Source organism: Prosthecobacter fluviatilis, assembly GCF_055388355.1.
On the sequence record NZ_AP043782.1, the window covers coordinates 850470 to 867708 of the forward strand.

The window sequence follows — 17239 nt, forward strand, 5'->3', positions numbered from 1 at the left end:
CGGGGCTGGCGTGTGGCGGAAAGAAGTGGTGATGAGTGTAGAATCCTAACACGAGAACACGGAGTTCCAGGCGTGCGGTAATCTTGCCCGTGATGAGAGTGCAGAGCTGCGGGCAGGATTGCCCGCGCTACTTTCGGCAGCGCCTATTTATCCTGAACGCGTTCGAGCTGCGCGCCGAGGGCGGCGAGCTTGTCGTCAAGGTGCTCGTAGCCGCGGTCGATATGGTAGAGACGGTTGATCTCGGTTTTGCCTTCGGCGACGAGGCCGGCGAGGACGAGGGCGGCGGAGGCGCGGAGATCGGAGGCCATGACGGGGGCGCCTTTCATGACGCTGCCGCCGCGAATGCGGGCGGTGGCGCCCTGGAGATCGATATTGGCACCCATGCGCTTCATTTCGGCGCAGTGCATGAAGCGCTGCGGGAAGATGGTCTCGGTGATGGTGCTGGTGTCATTGATGACACAGGCGAGGGCGCACATCTGGGCCTGCATGTCGGTGGGGAAACCGGGATAGCAGAGGGTGGTGAGATCAAAGCCTTTGGCGTTTGGATTGGGCTTCACGGTGATGCTGTCCTTGGTGATGTCGATGGGGAAGCCGCATTTGATCATGGCATCGGTGACGGCCTTCATGTGCTCTGGCATGACGCGCTTGAGGGTGACGCCCTCGCCAAGCATGGCACCGGCGACGAGGAAGGTGCCGGCCTCGATGCGGTCTGGGATGACGACGTGCTCTGCGCCGTGGAGTTCTTTGACGCCTTCGATGGTGATGCGGTTGGTGCCTGCGCCTTCGATCTTGGCGCCCATTTTGATGAGGAAGTTGGCAAGGTCCTCGACTTCGGGCTCAGCGGCAGCGCCTTCGATGATGGTGGTGCCTTTGGCGAGGACGGCGGCCATCATGACATTGTCTGTGCCGAGGACGGTGGAGCCGTGCTTGCCCATGAGATTCATGGGGCCGCCTTTGAAGCCTTTCTTGGCGTTCACGAAGATGTCGCCGCCTTCCACGGTGATCTGCGCGCCGAGGGCTTCGAGGCCTTTGAGATGGAGATCAACGGGGCGATCCCCGATGACGCAGCCGCCGGGGAGTGAGACGGTGCATTTTTTCAAACGACCGGTGAGGGGGCCGAGCACGCAGATGGAGGCGCGCATTTTACGGACGAGATCGTAGGGTGCGACGGATTTAATCTTCTCTGCCTTGACGACGACGACGCCGCTGGCGCGCTCGACCTCGGCACCGAGCTCGCCAAGGATGCGGACCATGTAATTGGTGTCGCTGAGATCGGGCACACGGCGGATGGTGCAGGTGTCCTTGGTGAGGAGGGTGGCCGCGAGAATGGGCAGCGAGGAGTTCTTTGAGCCGCTGATGTTGATGCGGCCCTTCAGAGGTGCGCCGCCGTGAACGATGAGTTTTTCCATGTGTGAGTGCTTTGTGCTGCGGAAAGAGGCAGTGGCAAGCCATTCTTCGAAATCCTCGCACAAGAAAGAGTGCTTGAAAAAAGTTCTTGCCGACTCGGATTACATGCGTAATCCGTGGATCACGTTTGTAATCCAACCATGTCACGCCGCGCTCCCAATCCACCCGCCCCGAAGATTTCTGACGCCGAATGGACGGTGATGAATGTCTTCTGGCAGCGGGGCACGAGCACTCTGGCGGAGGTGGTGAAGGAGCTGGAAGGCAGGCTGCACTGGAAACCGCGCACGGTGCAGAGCCTGATCCGCCGGCTAGCGGACAAAGGTGCGCTGGGGGTGGAGGCGGTGGGCCGGGAGTTTCGCTACTCGCCCGCCGTGGCGCAGGACCAATGCCAGCATGAGGAGAGCCGCAGTTTTCTGGATCGCGTCTTCAACGGCCGGCTGACGCCCTTTGTGGCGGGGCTGATGGAACGTGAAGATGTGACGCAAGATGACCTGGCTGCGCTGCGTGAAGTGCTGAATCAGGCCGAGAAGAAACTTAAAAAGTAATCCAACCATGAATGCCGACGCTCTCCTCCACTGGCTGCTGCGCACTTCGCTCGAAGCGAGCCTCTTGATTTTGGCCGTGCTGGGGCTGCGGCTGATGCTGGGGACGCGGCTGAGCCCGGCATGGCGCATTGGCTTGTGGCTGCTGGTGGGGACGAAGCTGATGCTGCCGGCTTTTATTCCGGCGGGGTTTGGGCTGGGGGCCTGGTTTCAGCAGGATGAGGGGGCGCGTATGAGTGCGGTATCGGCTGCACCAGCCGTGTCGGCGGCGGATTTGATGATGCCCGCAGATTCAGGGAAGCCGCAGATTGTTTCTGAGTTGATCGGTGGTGGGGCTGAATCTGCGGGAATGATTTCTGGATACACGCTGGCGCTGGGGGTGTGGGTGCTGGGGGCGCTGTGGGTCTTTACGGCGGCGTTGTATCGGCAGCGGCGGTTTGATCTTGAGCTGCGTGAGCGTCCGGATGCCAGGACTGCGCTGCTGCGGGCGCTGGTGGCGAGTCTTTGCCAGAAGGCGGGGATTCAGAAGAGTGTGCGCATTCTTCTCATGCCGGTGGGCACGACTCCGGCGGTGGTGGGCATCATGCGGCCGAGCGTGCTGCTGCCAGAGGACTGGGAGACGCGCTTTGATGAGCACAGCCTGCGCCATGTGCTGCTGCATGAACTGCTGCATGTGAAGCAGCATGATCTGGTATGGAACTGGGCCGCGACGGCGGTGCAGGCGCTGCATTGGTTTAATCCGCTGGTGTGGTTTGTGGTGTCGCGCTTTCAGGCGGACCGCGAGCTGCGCTGCGATGCCGGGGCGCTGGAGCTGCTCTCCCCCACGGAGCGGCTGGACTACGGGCACACGCTGCTACGCATTCAAGAAAGCTTTTTCGCACCACCGGCCATGGCAGGGTTGGCCCCATGTGTGCGCAACCACCCCACCCTGCGCCAACGCATCCATATGATCGCCCATCCAACCACCCGCCAGCCTGTGATTCAAATGCTGCTCGTTCTTACGCTCAGCGTGCTTGTTTGCTACTCATTCACGACCGCGCGTGCGGTGGAAAAGGAAGTGCCGGCGAAAGAGCGCAGCCGTGAGGGTGCGCGTGCACCTGCTGCTGAGCAGACGAAGACTGAAACCGGTGAAGCAGGCACACGTGAAGGTGATGGCGGTGCGAAGAAGTCCGGCATGCGTGAAGGTGACGGTGGAAGCCGGAAGCCAGGCACGGGTGATGGTGAAGGTGCGCGCAAGCCTGGTGCCCGCGAAGGTGATGGCGGAAGCAGGAAGCCAGGTGCACGAGATGGTGAGGGCTCTGCCAAGACTGGCATGCGTGATGGCGAGAAGCCACGCACAGGAGGAGAGCGCGATGGCGATGGCGGAGCCAAGAAAACGGGAGCCCGCGATGGTGAAGGTGCAAATAAAACCGGCATGCGTGATGGTGAGAAACCACGCACAGGAGGTGAACGCGAGGGTGAAGGCAGCCGGAAGACAGGGGCGCGTGATGGCGACAAGGCCACCTCTTCAGGCGAGACGATCACTCTCAAGGTGATCAAGAACGGCGAGGCGGTGATGGTGGGTGACGAGGAAGTGTCCATGGGAAGACTGCGGGGGCACCTGAGCACCTTTTTGCCGGAGCATCCTAGTGCCAAAGTCCTGGTGACGGGGGATGAGGATGTGCCACTGGGTGCGCTGCATAACACGGTGGATGCCGTGAGGGATAATGGGAACAAGAATGTGGGGATCAAGGCGGAGTAGCCTGAAGCTGCGCAGTCACCTTTCGTGGGGTCATGCCCACGGTGGGTGAACCAGCGGCCTCAAATGACGAATAACTCCCGATGTCGAAGCCAGATTCCAACCAACACTTTATGCACGGTTCTTCATTGGGACTTCGTCAGTCTTGGGTCATGCTGGTTTCGGCCTTCGTCTTTTCGACGCACGCAATGTCTGCGACTTCGCAGGAGGTCACGGCGGCGATCACGAAGGCTGTTACTTTTTATCATGCCAAGGCGGCGGCGCATGGGGGGTATGTGTATCGCTACAGCGCTGACTTCACGCTGAGGGAGGCGGAAGGGATTCCGGGGGCAGATACGGTTTGGATTCAGCCGCCGGGGACTCCGGCGGTGGGGATGGCGATGCTGGATGCGTATGAGGCGACGAAGGATGAGAAGTGCCTGGCTGCGGCAGTGGCGGCAGCGCATGCGGTGTCGCGCACGCAGCTTGTGTCAGGTGGATGGGATTACTCGGGGGACTTTGCCAAGAAGGATCGGGAGAAGCATCTTTACCGGCGTGACGTGAATGGCAGGCTGATCGAGCGCAGGAAGGTGCCGGAGAACGAAGGCGGGTGGCATGTGTGGAAGAAGCACGCGAACAAGAACAACTACTCGACCTTTGATGATGATGTGTCGCAGGCGGCCACGCGGCTGCTGGTGCGGGTGGATCATGCACTGGGCGGCAAGGATTCGGAGATCAAGGAGGCGGTGGATTTTGCGCTGAGCGCGATCCTGGCAACGCAGTATCCGGCGGATGGGTGGAGCGCGAACTGGGATGCTTGGCCGAGCGCGCCGCCGGCGGCGGGGATGTATCCGATCAAGGCTGCAAGCTATCCGGCGGAATGGCCGCGCAAGTGGCCGAAGGATTTCACGGGATGCTATGTGCTGAATGACAACACGCATGCGACGCTAATGAGCACGCTCGTTCTGGCGTGGCAGCTGCGGGGGGACGCCAAATATCTGGAGGCGGCGAAGCGCGGCGGGGATTTTCTTGTCACGGCGCAAATGCCTGAGCCACAACCGGCGTGGGCGCAGCAGTATGATAAGGAGATGCAACCAAGCTGGAGCCGCGCGTTTGAACCGAGTGCGATCTGCGGGCGTGAAAGCCAAGCGGCGATGTGGGCGCTGCTGAGGCTGGCGGCGACGGGTGACAAGAAGTACCTGGCACCGCTGCCGCGGGCGCTGGCGTATTTGCGGAAGTCGCTGCTGCCGGATGGGAGGATCGCGCGCTACTATGAGTTGCAGACGAACAAGCCGTTGTACTTTGAGCGTGGTGAGGGCGGCAAGGGTTTTGTGCTGACTTATTCGGACCAGAAGGCTTCATCCAACTATGGGTGGAAATGGGACAGTGAACTGGATGCGATTGAGTCGATTGGGCGGAAGATCGGGCGCGGTGAGAGTATTGTTTTTCCACGGGTGGAGAAGGAGCGGTGGTCTTCGCCGCCGACGGAGGGGGAAATTGTGACGATTTTGAAGGAGCAGCAGGCGGATGGCTCGTGGCCCGTGACGGATGAGGAGCGCGGATGGATGCGCGATGCGGGCGGAAAGAAAACGCGGCCGGCGGGTGGTGTGATCTACAGCCTGGACTTTGTGCAGAATGTGAAGGCCTTGAGCGTGTGGCTGAAGGCGAAGCGGTGAGGTGGAATATTATTATCAACCATTGGCCATGATGACACAGCATTTATCTTCGAGAGCATTCTGGCTCTGCGGTGTTCTTATCTCTGGGGGAATGCTTCCTGCGTCAGAGAAATATGAGAATGACACGCCGTGGTCGTATCAGAGGATCCTGCGTCCGGTGGTGCCGGTGGTGAAGGATGGGGCGTGGGCGAAGGATGATATTGACCGCTTTATTCTTGCGCGGCTGGAGAAAGAGAACCTGCATCCGATTGGGGATGCTTCGCGGCTGACGCTGATCCGGCGGGCGTCGTTTGATCTACGTGGACTGCCGCCGACGCAGGAGGAGGTGGAGCGGTTTGTGAAGGATGCGGCGGCCGATGATGTGGCGTTTGCGAAGGTGGTGGATGCGTTTTTGCAAAGCGAACGTTTTGGCGAACGGTGGGCGCGGCACTGGCTGGATGTGGTGAGGTATGCGGACAGTGTGGGCCGGGTGTGGAATGCGCCGTTTACGTATGCGTGGAAGTATCGCGACTGGGTGATTGATTCGCTGAATGCGGACAAGGCTTACAATCGGTTTGTGGCGGAGCAGATTGCGGGGGATCTGCTGCCTGCCACGACGGTGCTGCAAAAGCGTGACCAGATTGTGGGCACGGGCATGCTGGCTCTGGGGAGTGTGAATTTGCAGGAGGGGGACTATGAGCAGTTTGTGCTCGATCAGGTGGATGACCAGATTGACGTGGTGTCGCGTGCGTTCATGGGGCTGACGCTGAGCTGCGCGCGCTGTCATGACCACAAGACGGAGCCGGTGAGCCAGAAGGATTATTATGCGCTGGCAGGCATCTTTTACAGCAGCCGCACGCTGCCGGGCCAGGCGAACCGCAGCGACATGAACGGATCGGGCTATGTGGACCCGGAGATGCTGGTGGACCTGCCGACGAAGCTGGACGAGCGCGTGGGACCGCCTGCGAAACTGCCAGAGGGGATTCACTCGATGGATGACATCCGGGCGCTGGGGAATCCGAAGACGACGATCCGCTACGATGTGGATCCGCACTTTTGCATGGGGGTGATTGAGGGTGACGTCAAAGACTGTGAGCTGGCGGTGGGTGGTGATCCGCATGATCGCAAGGCTGCGCCGGAGCGTGGCGGGCTGGGCATGCCTGCCCTGCCCCCGCTGCCGAAGGTTCCGGCGAAGTCCTCCGGGCGGCTGGAGCTGGCACAGTGGATGACGCAGGCGACGCATCCGCTGACCTCGCGTGTGGCGGTGAACCGCCTATGGCAGCATTTGTTTGGCGAAGGGATCGTGCGCACGGTGGATGATTTTGGCATCACGGGGAGTGATCCGACGCATCCGGAGTTGCTGGATCATCTGGCGATTCGTTTTGTGGAAGGCGGGTGGTCGGTGAAGAAAATGATCCGCGCGATGATGCTGAGCCGCACCTACCGGCTGGCGAGCACGGGAAATCCTGAGCATCCGGACGCGGGGAACAAGCTGCGGTGGCGGATGAACCCGAAGCGCCTGGAACTGGAGCCGCTACGCGACACGCTGCTGCAACTGGCGGGCAGGCTGACGTTTGACCGGCCCGAAGGCATCCAGGTGGCGGGCACAGGCGGCAAAGGACGGCATGGGGTGACGCGTGGATTGCTGAGCCCTGAAGATCCGTATCGCACAATCTATCTGCCGGTGGTTCGGGACAATGTGCCGGAGCTTTTCAGCACGTTTGATTTTCCTGGACCGACGCAGATCAAGGGACAGCGCGATGTGACAACGGTGGCTCCGCAGGCGCTGTTTTTCATGAACAACCCGATGGTGGAGGAGCTGGCGGGTGAGATCGCGGAGAAAGCCGGTAAGGATGTGAAAGCGGTCTATCGTGCCGTGCTGGGACGGGAGCCGTCCAGTGAGGAGCTGCGTGATGCATCTGAGCTGGATCTGCAGACGCTGGTGCAGGCGCTGCTGGGGACGGCGGAATTTCGATATGTGTTTTAACTCTCCAACATTATGAATTCACTGTTTAACCGGCCTCTTCTCATGATTTGCGCACTGAGTTTCGCTGCTCAGCTCAAAGCCGAAACCCTCGTCCACTCAAGTGAGGAAAACTGGGAAGCCCGATTGGCTGAAATGCCGCCCCAAGTTCAGACATTGGTGCGCAAGATTCAATCCATGGACATGCATCCCTATTTGCTGTCAGAGTTGAAGAACAACCGGTTGTTAATCTCACACTTCCTCATTCTCGAAGACTCTCTCGTGGCAATGGACTTCGATGAAGGACATACGAAGGAGAAAGTGCTGTTTGATTTCGATGTAGCACGCGGCTGGACCATCATTCGTCGCTCGCCTCAGGGCGACTGGAAACCGAAAGGCCAACGAAACGGGGACAGGCTGACCCCCATTCCATTCCCGGTTGAAGCCAGTGCATCAGAACCCATCACCAAGAAGCCATGACCTCACGTCGTTCCATTCTTCAATCCACCAGCACCGGCTTCGGCTGGCTGGCGTTTAATGCGCTGCATCAGCAGTGGGCGGGGGCTGCGGCGCCGCCAAAGACGATCAATCCGCTGGCGCCGAAGGAGCCGCATTTTACGGCGCGGGCGAAGCGGGTGATCTTTATGTTCATGCAGGGCGGGCCGAGCCACCTGGACACGTTTGACTACAAGCCGGAGCTGGCGAAGGCGGAGGCGAACAAGGTGCAGAAGTACATGGGGAGCGTGTTTGAGTTCAAGCCGCGGGGGAAGAGCGGGATCATGATCTCGGAGGCGTTTCCGGAACTGGCGAAGCATGCGGATGACCTGTGCCTGCTGAATGGGATGCAGACGCGAACAAATGCGCACCAGATGGCGACGGTGGCGCTGCACATTGGGAGTGAGACGTTTGTGCGGCCGTCGATGGGGGCGTGGATTGTTTATGGGCTGGGCACGGAGGCGGAGGATCTGCCGGGGTTTGTGACGATCAATCCGGCGGCGGACAACGGCGGGGCGATGAACTACGGCTCGGCGTTTCTGCCGGCGACGTTTCAGGGCACGCGGCTGAGCAGCGCGGGCGGCGGCGTGCCGGACCTGAGCAACGGGAGGCTGAGCGATGCGCAGCAGAGGAAGCAGATTGAATTCATTCAGAAGGCGAATCGCAAGCTGCTGAGCGGGGATCCTGGAAATCCGGAGATCGAGGGGATCATTCAGAGCTATGAGCTGGCGTACAAGATGCAGACGAGCGTGCCGGAGGTGCTGAATCTGGACAAGGAGCCGCAAAACATTCGGGAACTTTATGGTCTGGATGATGGGGCCACGGAGCGGTTTGGTACGCAGTGCCTCATGGCGCGGCGCATGGCGGAAAAGGGCGTGCGGTTCATCCAGCTGACTTCGCCGGGGTGGGACCACCACAACGGGCTGCGCGAGAACCTCGCGCGGCAGTGCACGTCGATCGACAAGCCAATTGCGGGATTGATCGCGGACCTGAAGCAGCGGGACATGCTGAAGGACACTCTCATTATGTGGGGCGGGGAGTTTGGGCGTGGAAGCGGGTATGACAACGAGCTGTACAATGGGCGTGGTCACAATGGCGGCGGTTACACGATGTGGATGGCGGGCGGTGGTGTGAAGGGAGGCTTCACGTACGGCAGCACAAATGAGATGGGGGACAAGGCGGAGACGGGCATCATCGGCACGCATGATCTGCATGCCACGGTGCTGCATCTGCTGGGGATCAACCACGAGCGGCTGACGTACCGGTATGCGGGAAGAAATTTCCGGCTGACGGATGTGAGCGGCGAGGTGGCGAAAGTGATTTTGGCGTGAGGAGGAGTCGCCAGCTTGGGATTTTTTGCTCGGCGCCAAGAAAGTTTCGCCCATGGCGGCATGCGGAGCGTTTCCCATGCCGCAGCTGTGCCTTCCCCTCTCATCAGTCTAATGGAAAAAGAACAGATTACCGCCATCTTTGATCAGCAGGCCGCAACGTATGACCAAAAGTGGAGCCGGCTGTCCCCCATCAACAGCGCCTTGCATTTGCTCACAAGCGCCGTGCTTTCAGAGCTTCCTGAGACAGCGCGTATCCTCTGCGTAGGCGCGGGAACAGGTGCCGAAATTCTCCACCTGGCCCAAAAGTTTCCCGGATGGCATTTTACAGCTGTGGAGCCTTCCATAGCCATGCTGAACGTCCTGCGGCAGCGTGCGGAAGAGCATGGCATTTCGGCACGATGCACCTTTCATGCAGGCTATCTCGACACGCTACCGCCTGACAGCCCTTTCGATGCGGCGACGGCCTTTCTTGTTTCACAATTCATCCTGGACACCCAGGCACGCTCTGAGTTTTTCAAAAGCATTGCAGAACGTCTGCAGCCTGAGGGCATGCTGGTCAGCTCGGATCTGTCTGGAGATCTTTCCGGAGGTGCGGACTCCATGGGGCTGCTTGATGTTTGGTTTCGGACGATGCGGGATGGAGGCTCACTCGCCGTGCCGGAAGAGGTGGAGAAAATGCGCGAGGCTTACAGGCATGACGTAGCGGTGCTATCGCCTGCGAAGACACGAGACATCATCAGCAATGGCGGCTTTGGCCCACCGGTTCAGTTTTTCCAGGCGGGAATGATCCATGCCTGGTATGCCAGACGGCTCAAGCAAGCGCGCGTTTGAGGAGGTTTGCGGTGATGCACTGGACGCGTGCGTCGGTGCCGTGGGGGCGGGAATAGTGGCTCCAGACGGGCATGTGGCCGGGGGGCTTGCTCAGGCCCTGGGCCCACCAGATGGTGGAGGCGTTGAAGATGAAGTTGCCTTTTGGGCCGTCGAAGATCACGGCCTGCCACTGCTGCGGATTGGTACCGCCCTGGAAGGCTGTGCCGGCGGCGAGGATTTCGAGGCCGGGCAGATCCTTGGGTGCATCGCCATGATACTCCCAGCCGATCATGCCGGGAATGGAATCTCCTTGCTTCATGCCGGTGCCTTCAAAGACCCAGTGCGCGGGCTTGGTACAGATCCAGTCGCCACCACCGTTCACGGGGCTGATGTTGCGCACGCCCATGAGATAGCCTTCGTCTGGCCCACGATGAGGATAGGGGCCATGGTTCTTCTCGCGATCCACCGCATACTTGTAGTCACCGCCGTAGGGGCCGCCTCGGAAGATCCGGCGAAGGGGAGCGCCGTCTGCATTGGGGGAAAAAGGCGTGACCCAGCAGACAGAATTGCCGGAAAGGAAAAGCAGATTGACGCCGGCATCGCGCATCTTTGCGACGCTGTCGTGCTGGCGGATGTCCCAGTACTCGTCGTGCCCGATGCTGATGAAGGCCTTGCACTTCAAACCGTGATCCGGGGTGATCATGTCGGCATTGGAGCAGTAGGTCACGTCGTAGCCTTCCTTCTCCAGCCAGTAGGCGGCGGGAAACTCAAAGCACAGCCACTCGCCGCTGCCGACGGACTGCGGATTTTCGTAAATCTGCGCATACTTGGCATACGGGCGGTCAAAGCTGACATCGGACCATGGCCCCTGATTGCCCTTGGGATCGGTGTATAGCGAGTAGTTGTCCGGCCACTTGTTGTAGGCCTGCCAGGTGTTGTCACTGCATTGGAAGAGAATGTCCGCCTTCCGGTCGTCGGTGACGATGAAGACAATGTAACTCTGCCAGTAGGGTTCGTCCTTCGAGGCAGGCAGCGTGGTGAGCCTGCCGAGATACACACCGCTGAGCCAGTCTTGAGGAATGGTGATGGAGGTGGTCTTTTCCCAGCGACATTCGCGGAGGCGCTTTTCGCCGATTGGAGGCACGGGCTGTTCTTTGCCTTCAAAGGGGCCGAGCTCCGTCATCAAGCGTGCGCCGCAGCCACCGTAGTAACCGGTGCGGAAGATTTCGAGTTTGAAGCGAGCGGTGGGTTTGGTGCTGACGAAGATGTCCAGAGTCTCGCCAGCTTTTACGGACTGGCGGGAGCAGTAGCCTTCGATCACCGGCGAGCGAAAGCCCTCGTTCTTGTCGAGGCGCATGCGGGTGAGCTGCCAGTCGGAGGATCCAGGCTTGGAGTTTTCGGCGGTGATCAGGGACATTCTCAGATTACGCAGCGAACCGGCAAAAACGATCAGCCAGGAATGGACAGAAAACGGGGACCGTTTAAATCAGCCGCCGCCCAGCGCCTTGTAGAGGGAGATCTGCAGCTGAAAGCGCCGCTTGTTCACGTCCACCAGTTCCAGGCGGCCCTCGAGGGTGGTCTGCTGTGCGTTGAGCACTTCAAGATAGGTGGCGCGGCGGGTGGCGAAAAGTTCATTGGAGGTGGCAACACTTTCGGCGAGCAGGCCGACCTGCTCCGATTTGACCTTGTGCAGTTCATCCAGCAGACGGATTTTGGACTGGCGATTGTGAACTTCCACATAAGCGTTGACGATGGACTGCTGAAAGGCAGCCAGAGTCTCCAACTGTTCTGCACTGGCTTTTTGAAACTGGGCCCTGATGGCGGCCCGGTTGACCAGCGGGGCGACGAGCCCGCCTGCAATGCTGTAGGCGGCTGAGTGGGAGTTGAGCAGGAGATCGCCACGAAAAGCCTGGAAGCCGAGCACGCCGTTGATGTTGAGGCTGGGAAGAAAGGCGGCACGTGCGGCTTTTACGTCTGACCTTGCGGCCGCCACTTCATGTTCGGCCTGGATCACATCCGGACGCTGGGTGAGCAGGCTGGCAGGGACCTTTTTGGAAAGGTGCGGCAAGCTGAGGCTGGTAAGAGGCTGCTGGCTGCGCTGGATTTTTGCACCGGCGTTTCCGAGCAACAAACGAATTGCCGCTTCAAGATCCAAGATCTCCTGCCGGGCTTCGAGCTTGAGGCTGCGCAGGTTTCTGGCACGTGCCTCAAACTGCTGAATGGCTAGCGAGTTGGCAGCCCCGACGGCTTTCTGCGCCTGCACGGTTTCAATGGCACGCTCCTGGAGCCGGAGGTTGTCATCCAGAATAGTCAGCGTGGTGTCGAGAGCGAGGAGATCGTAATAGTGGGTGGCGATGTCGCTGATGAGGCTGACAAGCACGAGGCGGCGGCCGGCCACGCTGGCCAGCGTGCGCTGCATGGCGGCATCACGCTGGCTGCGCAGCTTGCCCCAGAGATCCACCTCCCAGGCGGTCTGCAGGCCGAGACTGAAGTCCGGCAGCGTGTTGGGAATGATCTGATCTTTGTAAATGGTCGTGGTCCGATTTCCGGCATCATCCATGGTGTAGTAGCCGAACTTCCGCAGACCCACGCCGCTGGCGATGCCTAAGGCAGGGGCCAGCGCCCCACGGCTGGCGGTGATCTGCGCACGTGCCGCCTGCACACGCTGGAAGGCAATTTTGAGATCGTTGTTGCCAGCGATGGCCTGATCGATGAGCCGGCCGAGATGAGGATCGGTGAAGTGTTTGCGCCAGAGCGCGGTCTGAGCGCGGGCTTCTTCCTGAGTAAGGATGGTCTTGGGCGCGGTGATGGGCTTGGGCAGCAGCACGCCGGCACAGCCTGAGGCGAGCAGAGTGAGGGCGGCGGAGATGAGAGGGAGTGGTTTCATGCGGAGCGCGACTCAGAGGGTTTCGCTCAGCGGCAGTTCTTCACGCCTGCGGCTGAATTTTTCCGCCAGGGTGGCGAAGATAACGTAGAGCCCCGGCGTGAGAATGACGCCAAAAACGGTGCCAAAGATCATGCCTCCCGTGGCAGCGGCGCCGATGGTGCGATTTCCCACGGCTCCAACACCACTGGCGAGCAACAGAGGCATGAGCCCCGCGACAAAGACCATGGAAGTCATGAGGATGGGGCGCAGGCGTGTTCGCACGGCCTCCACGGCTGCGAGGAGCGGTGTTTTGCCCTCGCGGTGGCGCAATGCGGCGAACTCGACAATGAGGATGGCATTTTTTCCGAGGAGGCCGATGAGCATGATCATGGCGACCTGGGCGTAGATGTTGTTTTCCAGCCCCATCCATTGCAGGAAAAGAAAGGCTCCGACGAGGCCGGTGGGGAGAGAAAGGATGACGGGAAGCGGGAGCAGCAGGCTTTCATACTGCGCGGCGAGCAGCAGATAGACGAAGACGATGCAGATAATGAAAATGAAGGTGGCCTCGTTGCCGACATTCACTTCATCACGCGTCATGCCCGCCCAGTCGATGCCGTAGCCTTTGGGCAGCTTGTCCTTCACAGTTTCCTGGATTGCGCGGATGGCGTCGCCACTGCTGTAGCCGGGGGACTGCTCGCCGTTGAGCTCGGCTGAAGGAAACATGTTGTAGCGGGTGACCTGATCGACGCCGTAAACTTTCTCCAGAGTGATGAAACTGGAGAGCATGACCATCTGATCGTTGCTTGCTTTAACACTGAGCTTGAGGATATCCTCCGGGCGGGCACGATACTGCGGCAGTGCCTGGACCATGACGCGGTACATCTGGCCGAAGCGGATGAAGTTGGAACCGTATTCACTACCGAGCAGGGTCTGCAGCTCTGCCATGGCGCGGCTGACGGTGACGCCTTTCTGCGCGGCTTTGTCCATGTCCACATGCAGAAGATACTGCGGATAGCTGGCGTCAAAGATGGTGAAGACGCTGCCGATTTCCGGCCGCTGCCGGAGGTCTGCCATGAACTGCTTGAGCACGGCATCCATGCGCTGGAAGTCGCCACTGCCGGTTTTGTCCAGCAGGCGCAGCTCAAAGCCTCCCGCATTGCCATAGCCGGGCACAGGAGGCGGGGGGAAGATCTCGATGCGTGCGTCTTTGAGATGGGAGATTTTTTGGCGCACGTCATTCATCACCGTCTCCACCGTGGCGCTGCGCTGATCCCATGGGACTAAATTCACAAGGCAGGTACCGTAGCTGGCGCCGGTGCCGTCTGAGAGGATATTGGTGCCTGAAAGGCTGGAGACGGAGGAGATGCCCGGCAAGCCGCCTATGCAGCGGACGATCTCGTCCACCACGTCCTTGGTGCGCTCCAGCGTGGCACCGGATGGCGTGGTGATGCTGATGTAGAAGCTGCCCTGATCCTCGTTCGGGATGAAGCCGGTGGGCACCTGACGGCTGACCCAGCCGGTGGCGGCGCAGAAGCCGAGCAGCATGAGGCAGGTGAGGGCGCGACGCCCGGCGATACCGCGAATCATGGCGGTGTAACTGGAAGCGAGACGCTCATAGGTGCTGTTGAACGCATGGAAGAACCAGGCAAGCGGACCACGCCGTTTGGGCGCTTGGGCAGAATCGTGCGGTTGATGATGCGAGTTTTTCAGCAAAAGCGCACACAAAGTCGGCGTGAGAGTGAGCGCGACAAAGCCGGAGAGGCTGATGGCGATGGCGATGGTGATGGCGAAGTTTCGGTACAGGATGCCGCTGGGGCCGGACATGAAGGCCACGGGCACAAACACGGCCGCCATGACGAGGGTGATGGCGATCAAAGCGCCGCTGATCTCATGCATGGCACGCTCCGTGGCCTGCCGTGCGCCGCCGCTGCCGCGCTCCATCTGCGCATGCACGGCCTCCACGACGACGATGGCGTCATCCACCACAATGCCGATGGCAAGCACGAGGGCGAAGAGGGTGACGAGATTCAGCGAGAAGCCGATCATGTGCATGAATACGAAGGTGCCGACAAGGGACACAGGCACAGCGAGCACGGGCACGACGGTGCTGCGCCAGTCCTGCAAGAAAACGTAGGTGACGAGGGAGACGAGCACGAAGGCCTCCAGCAGGGTGCGCAGGACCTCATGCAATGAGGCATCCAGAAAGCGTGAGACGTCATAGCTGATCTCGTAGTCCATGCCTTCGAGGAAGGTGGACTCGCGGATCTCCGCCATGCGCTGCTTAACGGCAGCGATGACCTCGCTGGCGTTTGAGCCCGGAATTTGCTTGAGCATGATGGCGGCGGCGGGCCTGCCATTGAACCTGGCCTCCACATCAAAGTAGGTGGTGCCAAACTCGATTTCCGCCACATCGCGCAGGCGGAGGATCTGCCCCTCTGAGGTGGAGCGGAGGGGGATGTTGCGGTACTCCTCCTCGGTGGTGAACTTGCCGGTGTAGCGCACCACGTACTGGAGCTGCGGGCGGCCTTTTTCGGAACTCTCTCCCACCTTGCCGGGGGCGGCTTCCACGTTCTGCTCTTCGAGCGCGGTCATCACGTCATTGGCGGAGACATTGAGAGCGAGAAGTTTGTCCGGCTTGAGCCAGACGCGCATGGCGTACTCCTTGGCGCCGAGGATGTCGGCGTAGCCCACGCCTTTGATGCGCTTGAGCTCGGAGAGGATGTTGAGATCGGCAAAGTTGTAGAGGAACTTTTCGTCAACATCGCTCCTGGTGCTGAAAATGTTGAGGTACATCAACATGGCGTTTTCCTCCTTGGCGATCTTGACGCCGTTGCGCACCACCTCGGCGGGAAGCTGGCCCATGATGGCAGCCACGCGGTTTTGCACGTTCACGGAGGCCGTGTCCGGATTGGTTCCGACTTCGAAGATGATCTGCACCACGCCGACGCCATCGTTGCCCACATCGGTGGACATGTATTTCATGCCGGGCACGCCATTGATGCTGCGCTCCAGCTTGACCATGGCGGCCTTGGTGAGCGTCTCGGCATTGGCCCCGGCGTACTCCACGGTGACGTTCACCTCCGGCGGCGCGATGCCGGGAAACTGCGACACGGGAAGCTTTGTCAACGACAGCAACCCCAGCAATGTGAGGATGACGGACAATACAACTGAAAGGATGGGACGATTTATGAAAACGGAGGTCATGCAAGGTGAATGACTGGGATGCAGGCCGGATCACAAAGGGGCGGGAGCGTCCCATGCGCGATTCTGCGGCTCGATGACCTGGCCCTCATGCACGAGTTGGATGCCTTCAAAGAGGATTTGATCCTGCTCACCGAGGCCTTGACCGATCACAAAATGATTGGGCAGGCGGAGGATGGGCTGCACTTCTTCCATCTGCAGCTTGTTCCCCTGCCCCACGCGATAAACGCAGAGCCTGTGCTGGACTTCAAAAGTACACTTCTGAGGGATGACGACCACGTGCTTGAGAGTATTGTGCACGGCAACCTTGCAACTGGCCCCATGCCGCAGGACATGATCGGGATTGGGAAAGCGCCCGCGAAAGGCGATGGTGCCCATGGTTTTGTCGATGACGGCGTCCAAGGTCTCGATGCGGCCGCGGCAGGGGTAGGCGCGTCCGTCTGCCAATTCCAGTGAGAGGCCATCTGCTGCGGCATAGTCCGGACGAGAGCTGATCTCCAGATACTCCTGCTCGCTCACATTGAAATAGACGAACACATCTCCGTCGCTGGAGAGAGTGGTGAGAACGTCGCCGACATTGACCATGCTGCCTGCCTTTTTGGAAAGACGATTGATGATGCCATCAAAGGGAGCGCGCACTTCCGTCAGAGTGAGCAGGCGCTCTGCCTCCGCGACATCCGTGGCGGCCTCTTCCACAGCCGCTGCAGCAGCATCCGCCTTTGCCTGAGCCAGATCCATGTCCACCTTTGCAATGATTTTTTTCTCCAGCAGGGTTTGGGTGTTGGCCAGCTCGATCTCCGCCATGCGGAGGTCTGCCCGGGCGCTTTTGAGCCTGGCATGGGCACGGCGAAGGCTCATCTCAAAGGCCTGCCTGCCGAGAGCGAAAATGAGCTGGCCTTTGGAGACGTGCTGGCCCTCATCGACGGCCACTTTTTCGATGAAGCCCTCCACACGGGCGCAGAGCTCGATGTGGCTGGTATTCTGAACGGACGCCACGTAGTGCCTGTCTGCCGGGACATCCATCACGACAGGGGTGGTGACGCTAAAAACCTCCGGAGACGTCGGCTCTGCGGCCGCTTTGGCGACTTTGGAGCAAGATACCGAGGATGCCCCCGAAATAAGGCAGGCCGAGGCCCATAGGAGCCGGAGGATGAGATGTTTGGCAACGATCTTGTGCATGTGCCCGCCACATTCAAGCATGATGCTCGAGGGGTCATGTCAGCACGATGCGCAGCGTTTTGTCATCCACGTC

General features: G+C 60.1%; 12 protein-coding genes. 7 read left to right on the top strand and 5 right to left on the bottom strand.

Going from position 1 to position 17239, the window contains the following annotated elements:
- Window positions 1-143: 143 nt before the first annotated feature.
- Window positions 144-1409 carry a UDP-N-acetylglucosamine 1-carboxyvinyltransferase gene (gene murA, locus ACZ5WW_RS03095; protein ID WP_377169975.1) on the bottom strand — a complete coding sequence of 422 codons (1266 nt, stop codon included), beginning with the start codon at window positions 1407-1409 and terminating at the stop codon, window positions 144-146.
- A gap of 138 nt (window positions 1410-1547) precedes the next feature.
- On the opposite strand from murA, the gene ACZ5WW_RS03100 reads away from it, so the two are divergent.
- The 7 genes from ACZ5WW_RS03100 (at window position 1548) to ACZ5WW_RS03130 (ending at window position 9941) form a co-directional block, all read left to right on the top strand.
- Window positions 1548-1952 carry a BlaI/MecI/CopY family transcriptional regulator gene (locus ACZ5WW_RS03100; protein WP_377169977.1) on the top strand — a complete coding sequence of 135 codons (405 nt, stop codon included), beginning with the start codon at window positions 1548-1550 and terminating at the stop codon, window positions 1950-1952.
- 7 nt (window positions 1953-1959) lie between these two features.
- Entirely contained in the window at window positions 1960-3690 is a 1731-nt protein-coding gene (locus ACZ5WW_RS03105; protein WP_377169979.1) for a M56 family metallopeptidase, read from the top strand.
- Between the two features lie 185 nt (window positions 3691-3875).
- Window positions 3876-5342, top strand: coding sequence for a polysaccharide lyase (locus ACZ5WW_RS03110; RefSeq protein WP_377169981.1), 1467 nt, complete (start codon window positions 3876-3878; stop codon window positions 5340-5342).
- 91 nt (window positions 5343-5433) lie between these two features.
- Entirely contained in the window at window positions 5434-7308 is a 1875-nt protein-coding gene (locus ACZ5WW_RS03115) for a DUF1549 and DUF1553 domain-containing protein (protein WP_377169983.1), read from the top strand.
- 12 nt (window positions 7309-7320) lie between these two features.
- Window positions 7321-7764: a hypothetical protein gene (locus tag ACZ5WW_RS03120; RefSeq protein WP_377169985.1), complete on the top strand. Its 444-nt coding sequence runs from the start codon at window positions 7321-7323 to the stop codon at window positions 7762-7764.
- Window positions 7761-9110, top strand: coding sequence for a DUF1501 domain-containing protein (locus ACZ5WW_RS03125; protein ID WP_377169987.1), 1350 nt, complete (start codon window positions 7761-7763; stop codon window positions 9108-9110). The genes ACZ5WW_RS03120 and ACZ5WW_RS03125 overlap by 4 nt, the downstream gene beginning before the upstream one ends.
- A gap of 111 nt (window positions 9111-9221) precedes the next feature.
- Window positions 9222-9941 (top strand): class I SAM-dependent methyltransferase, encoded by a 720-nt coding sequence (locus tag ACZ5WW_RS03130; protein ID WP_377169989.1) that lies wholly within the window; start codon window positions 9222-9224, stop codon window positions 9939-9941.
- Here ACZ5WW_RS03130 and ACZ5WW_RS03135 read toward each other — a convergent pair.
- From ACZ5WW_RS03135 to ACZ5WW_RS03150, 4 genes are all read right to left on the bottom strand, one after another.
- Window positions 9922-11337: a N,N-dimethylformamidase beta subunit family domain-containing protein gene (locus ACZ5WW_RS03135; RefSeq protein WP_377169991.1), complete on the bottom strand. Its 1416-nt coding sequence runs from the start codon at window positions 11335-11337 to the stop codon at window positions 9922-9924. The genes ACZ5WW_RS03130 and ACZ5WW_RS03135 overlap by 20 nt on opposite strands.
- Window positions 11338-11406: 69 nt before the next feature.
- Window positions 11407-12807, bottom strand: a complete 1401-nt coding sequence (locus tag ACZ5WW_RS03140) for an efflux transporter outer membrane subunit (RefSeq protein WP_377169993.1) — start codon at window positions 12805-12807, stop codon at window positions 11407-11409.
- Between the two features lie 12 nt (window positions 12808-12819).
- Window positions 12820-15990 carry an efflux RND transporter permease subunit gene (locus ACZ5WW_RS03145; RefSeq protein WP_377169996.1) on the bottom strand — a complete coding sequence of 1057 codons (3171 nt, stop codon included), beginning with the start codon at window positions 15988-15990 and terminating at the stop codon, window positions 12820-12822.
- A 30-nt stretch (window positions 15991-16020) separates the two neighbouring features.
- Window positions 16021-17187, bottom strand: a complete 1167-nt coding sequence (locus ACZ5WW_RS03150; protein ID WP_464694210.1) for an efflux RND transporter periplasmic adaptor subunit — start codon at window positions 17185-17187, stop codon at window positions 16021-16023.
- Window positions 17188-17239 lie beyond the last annotated feature (52 nt).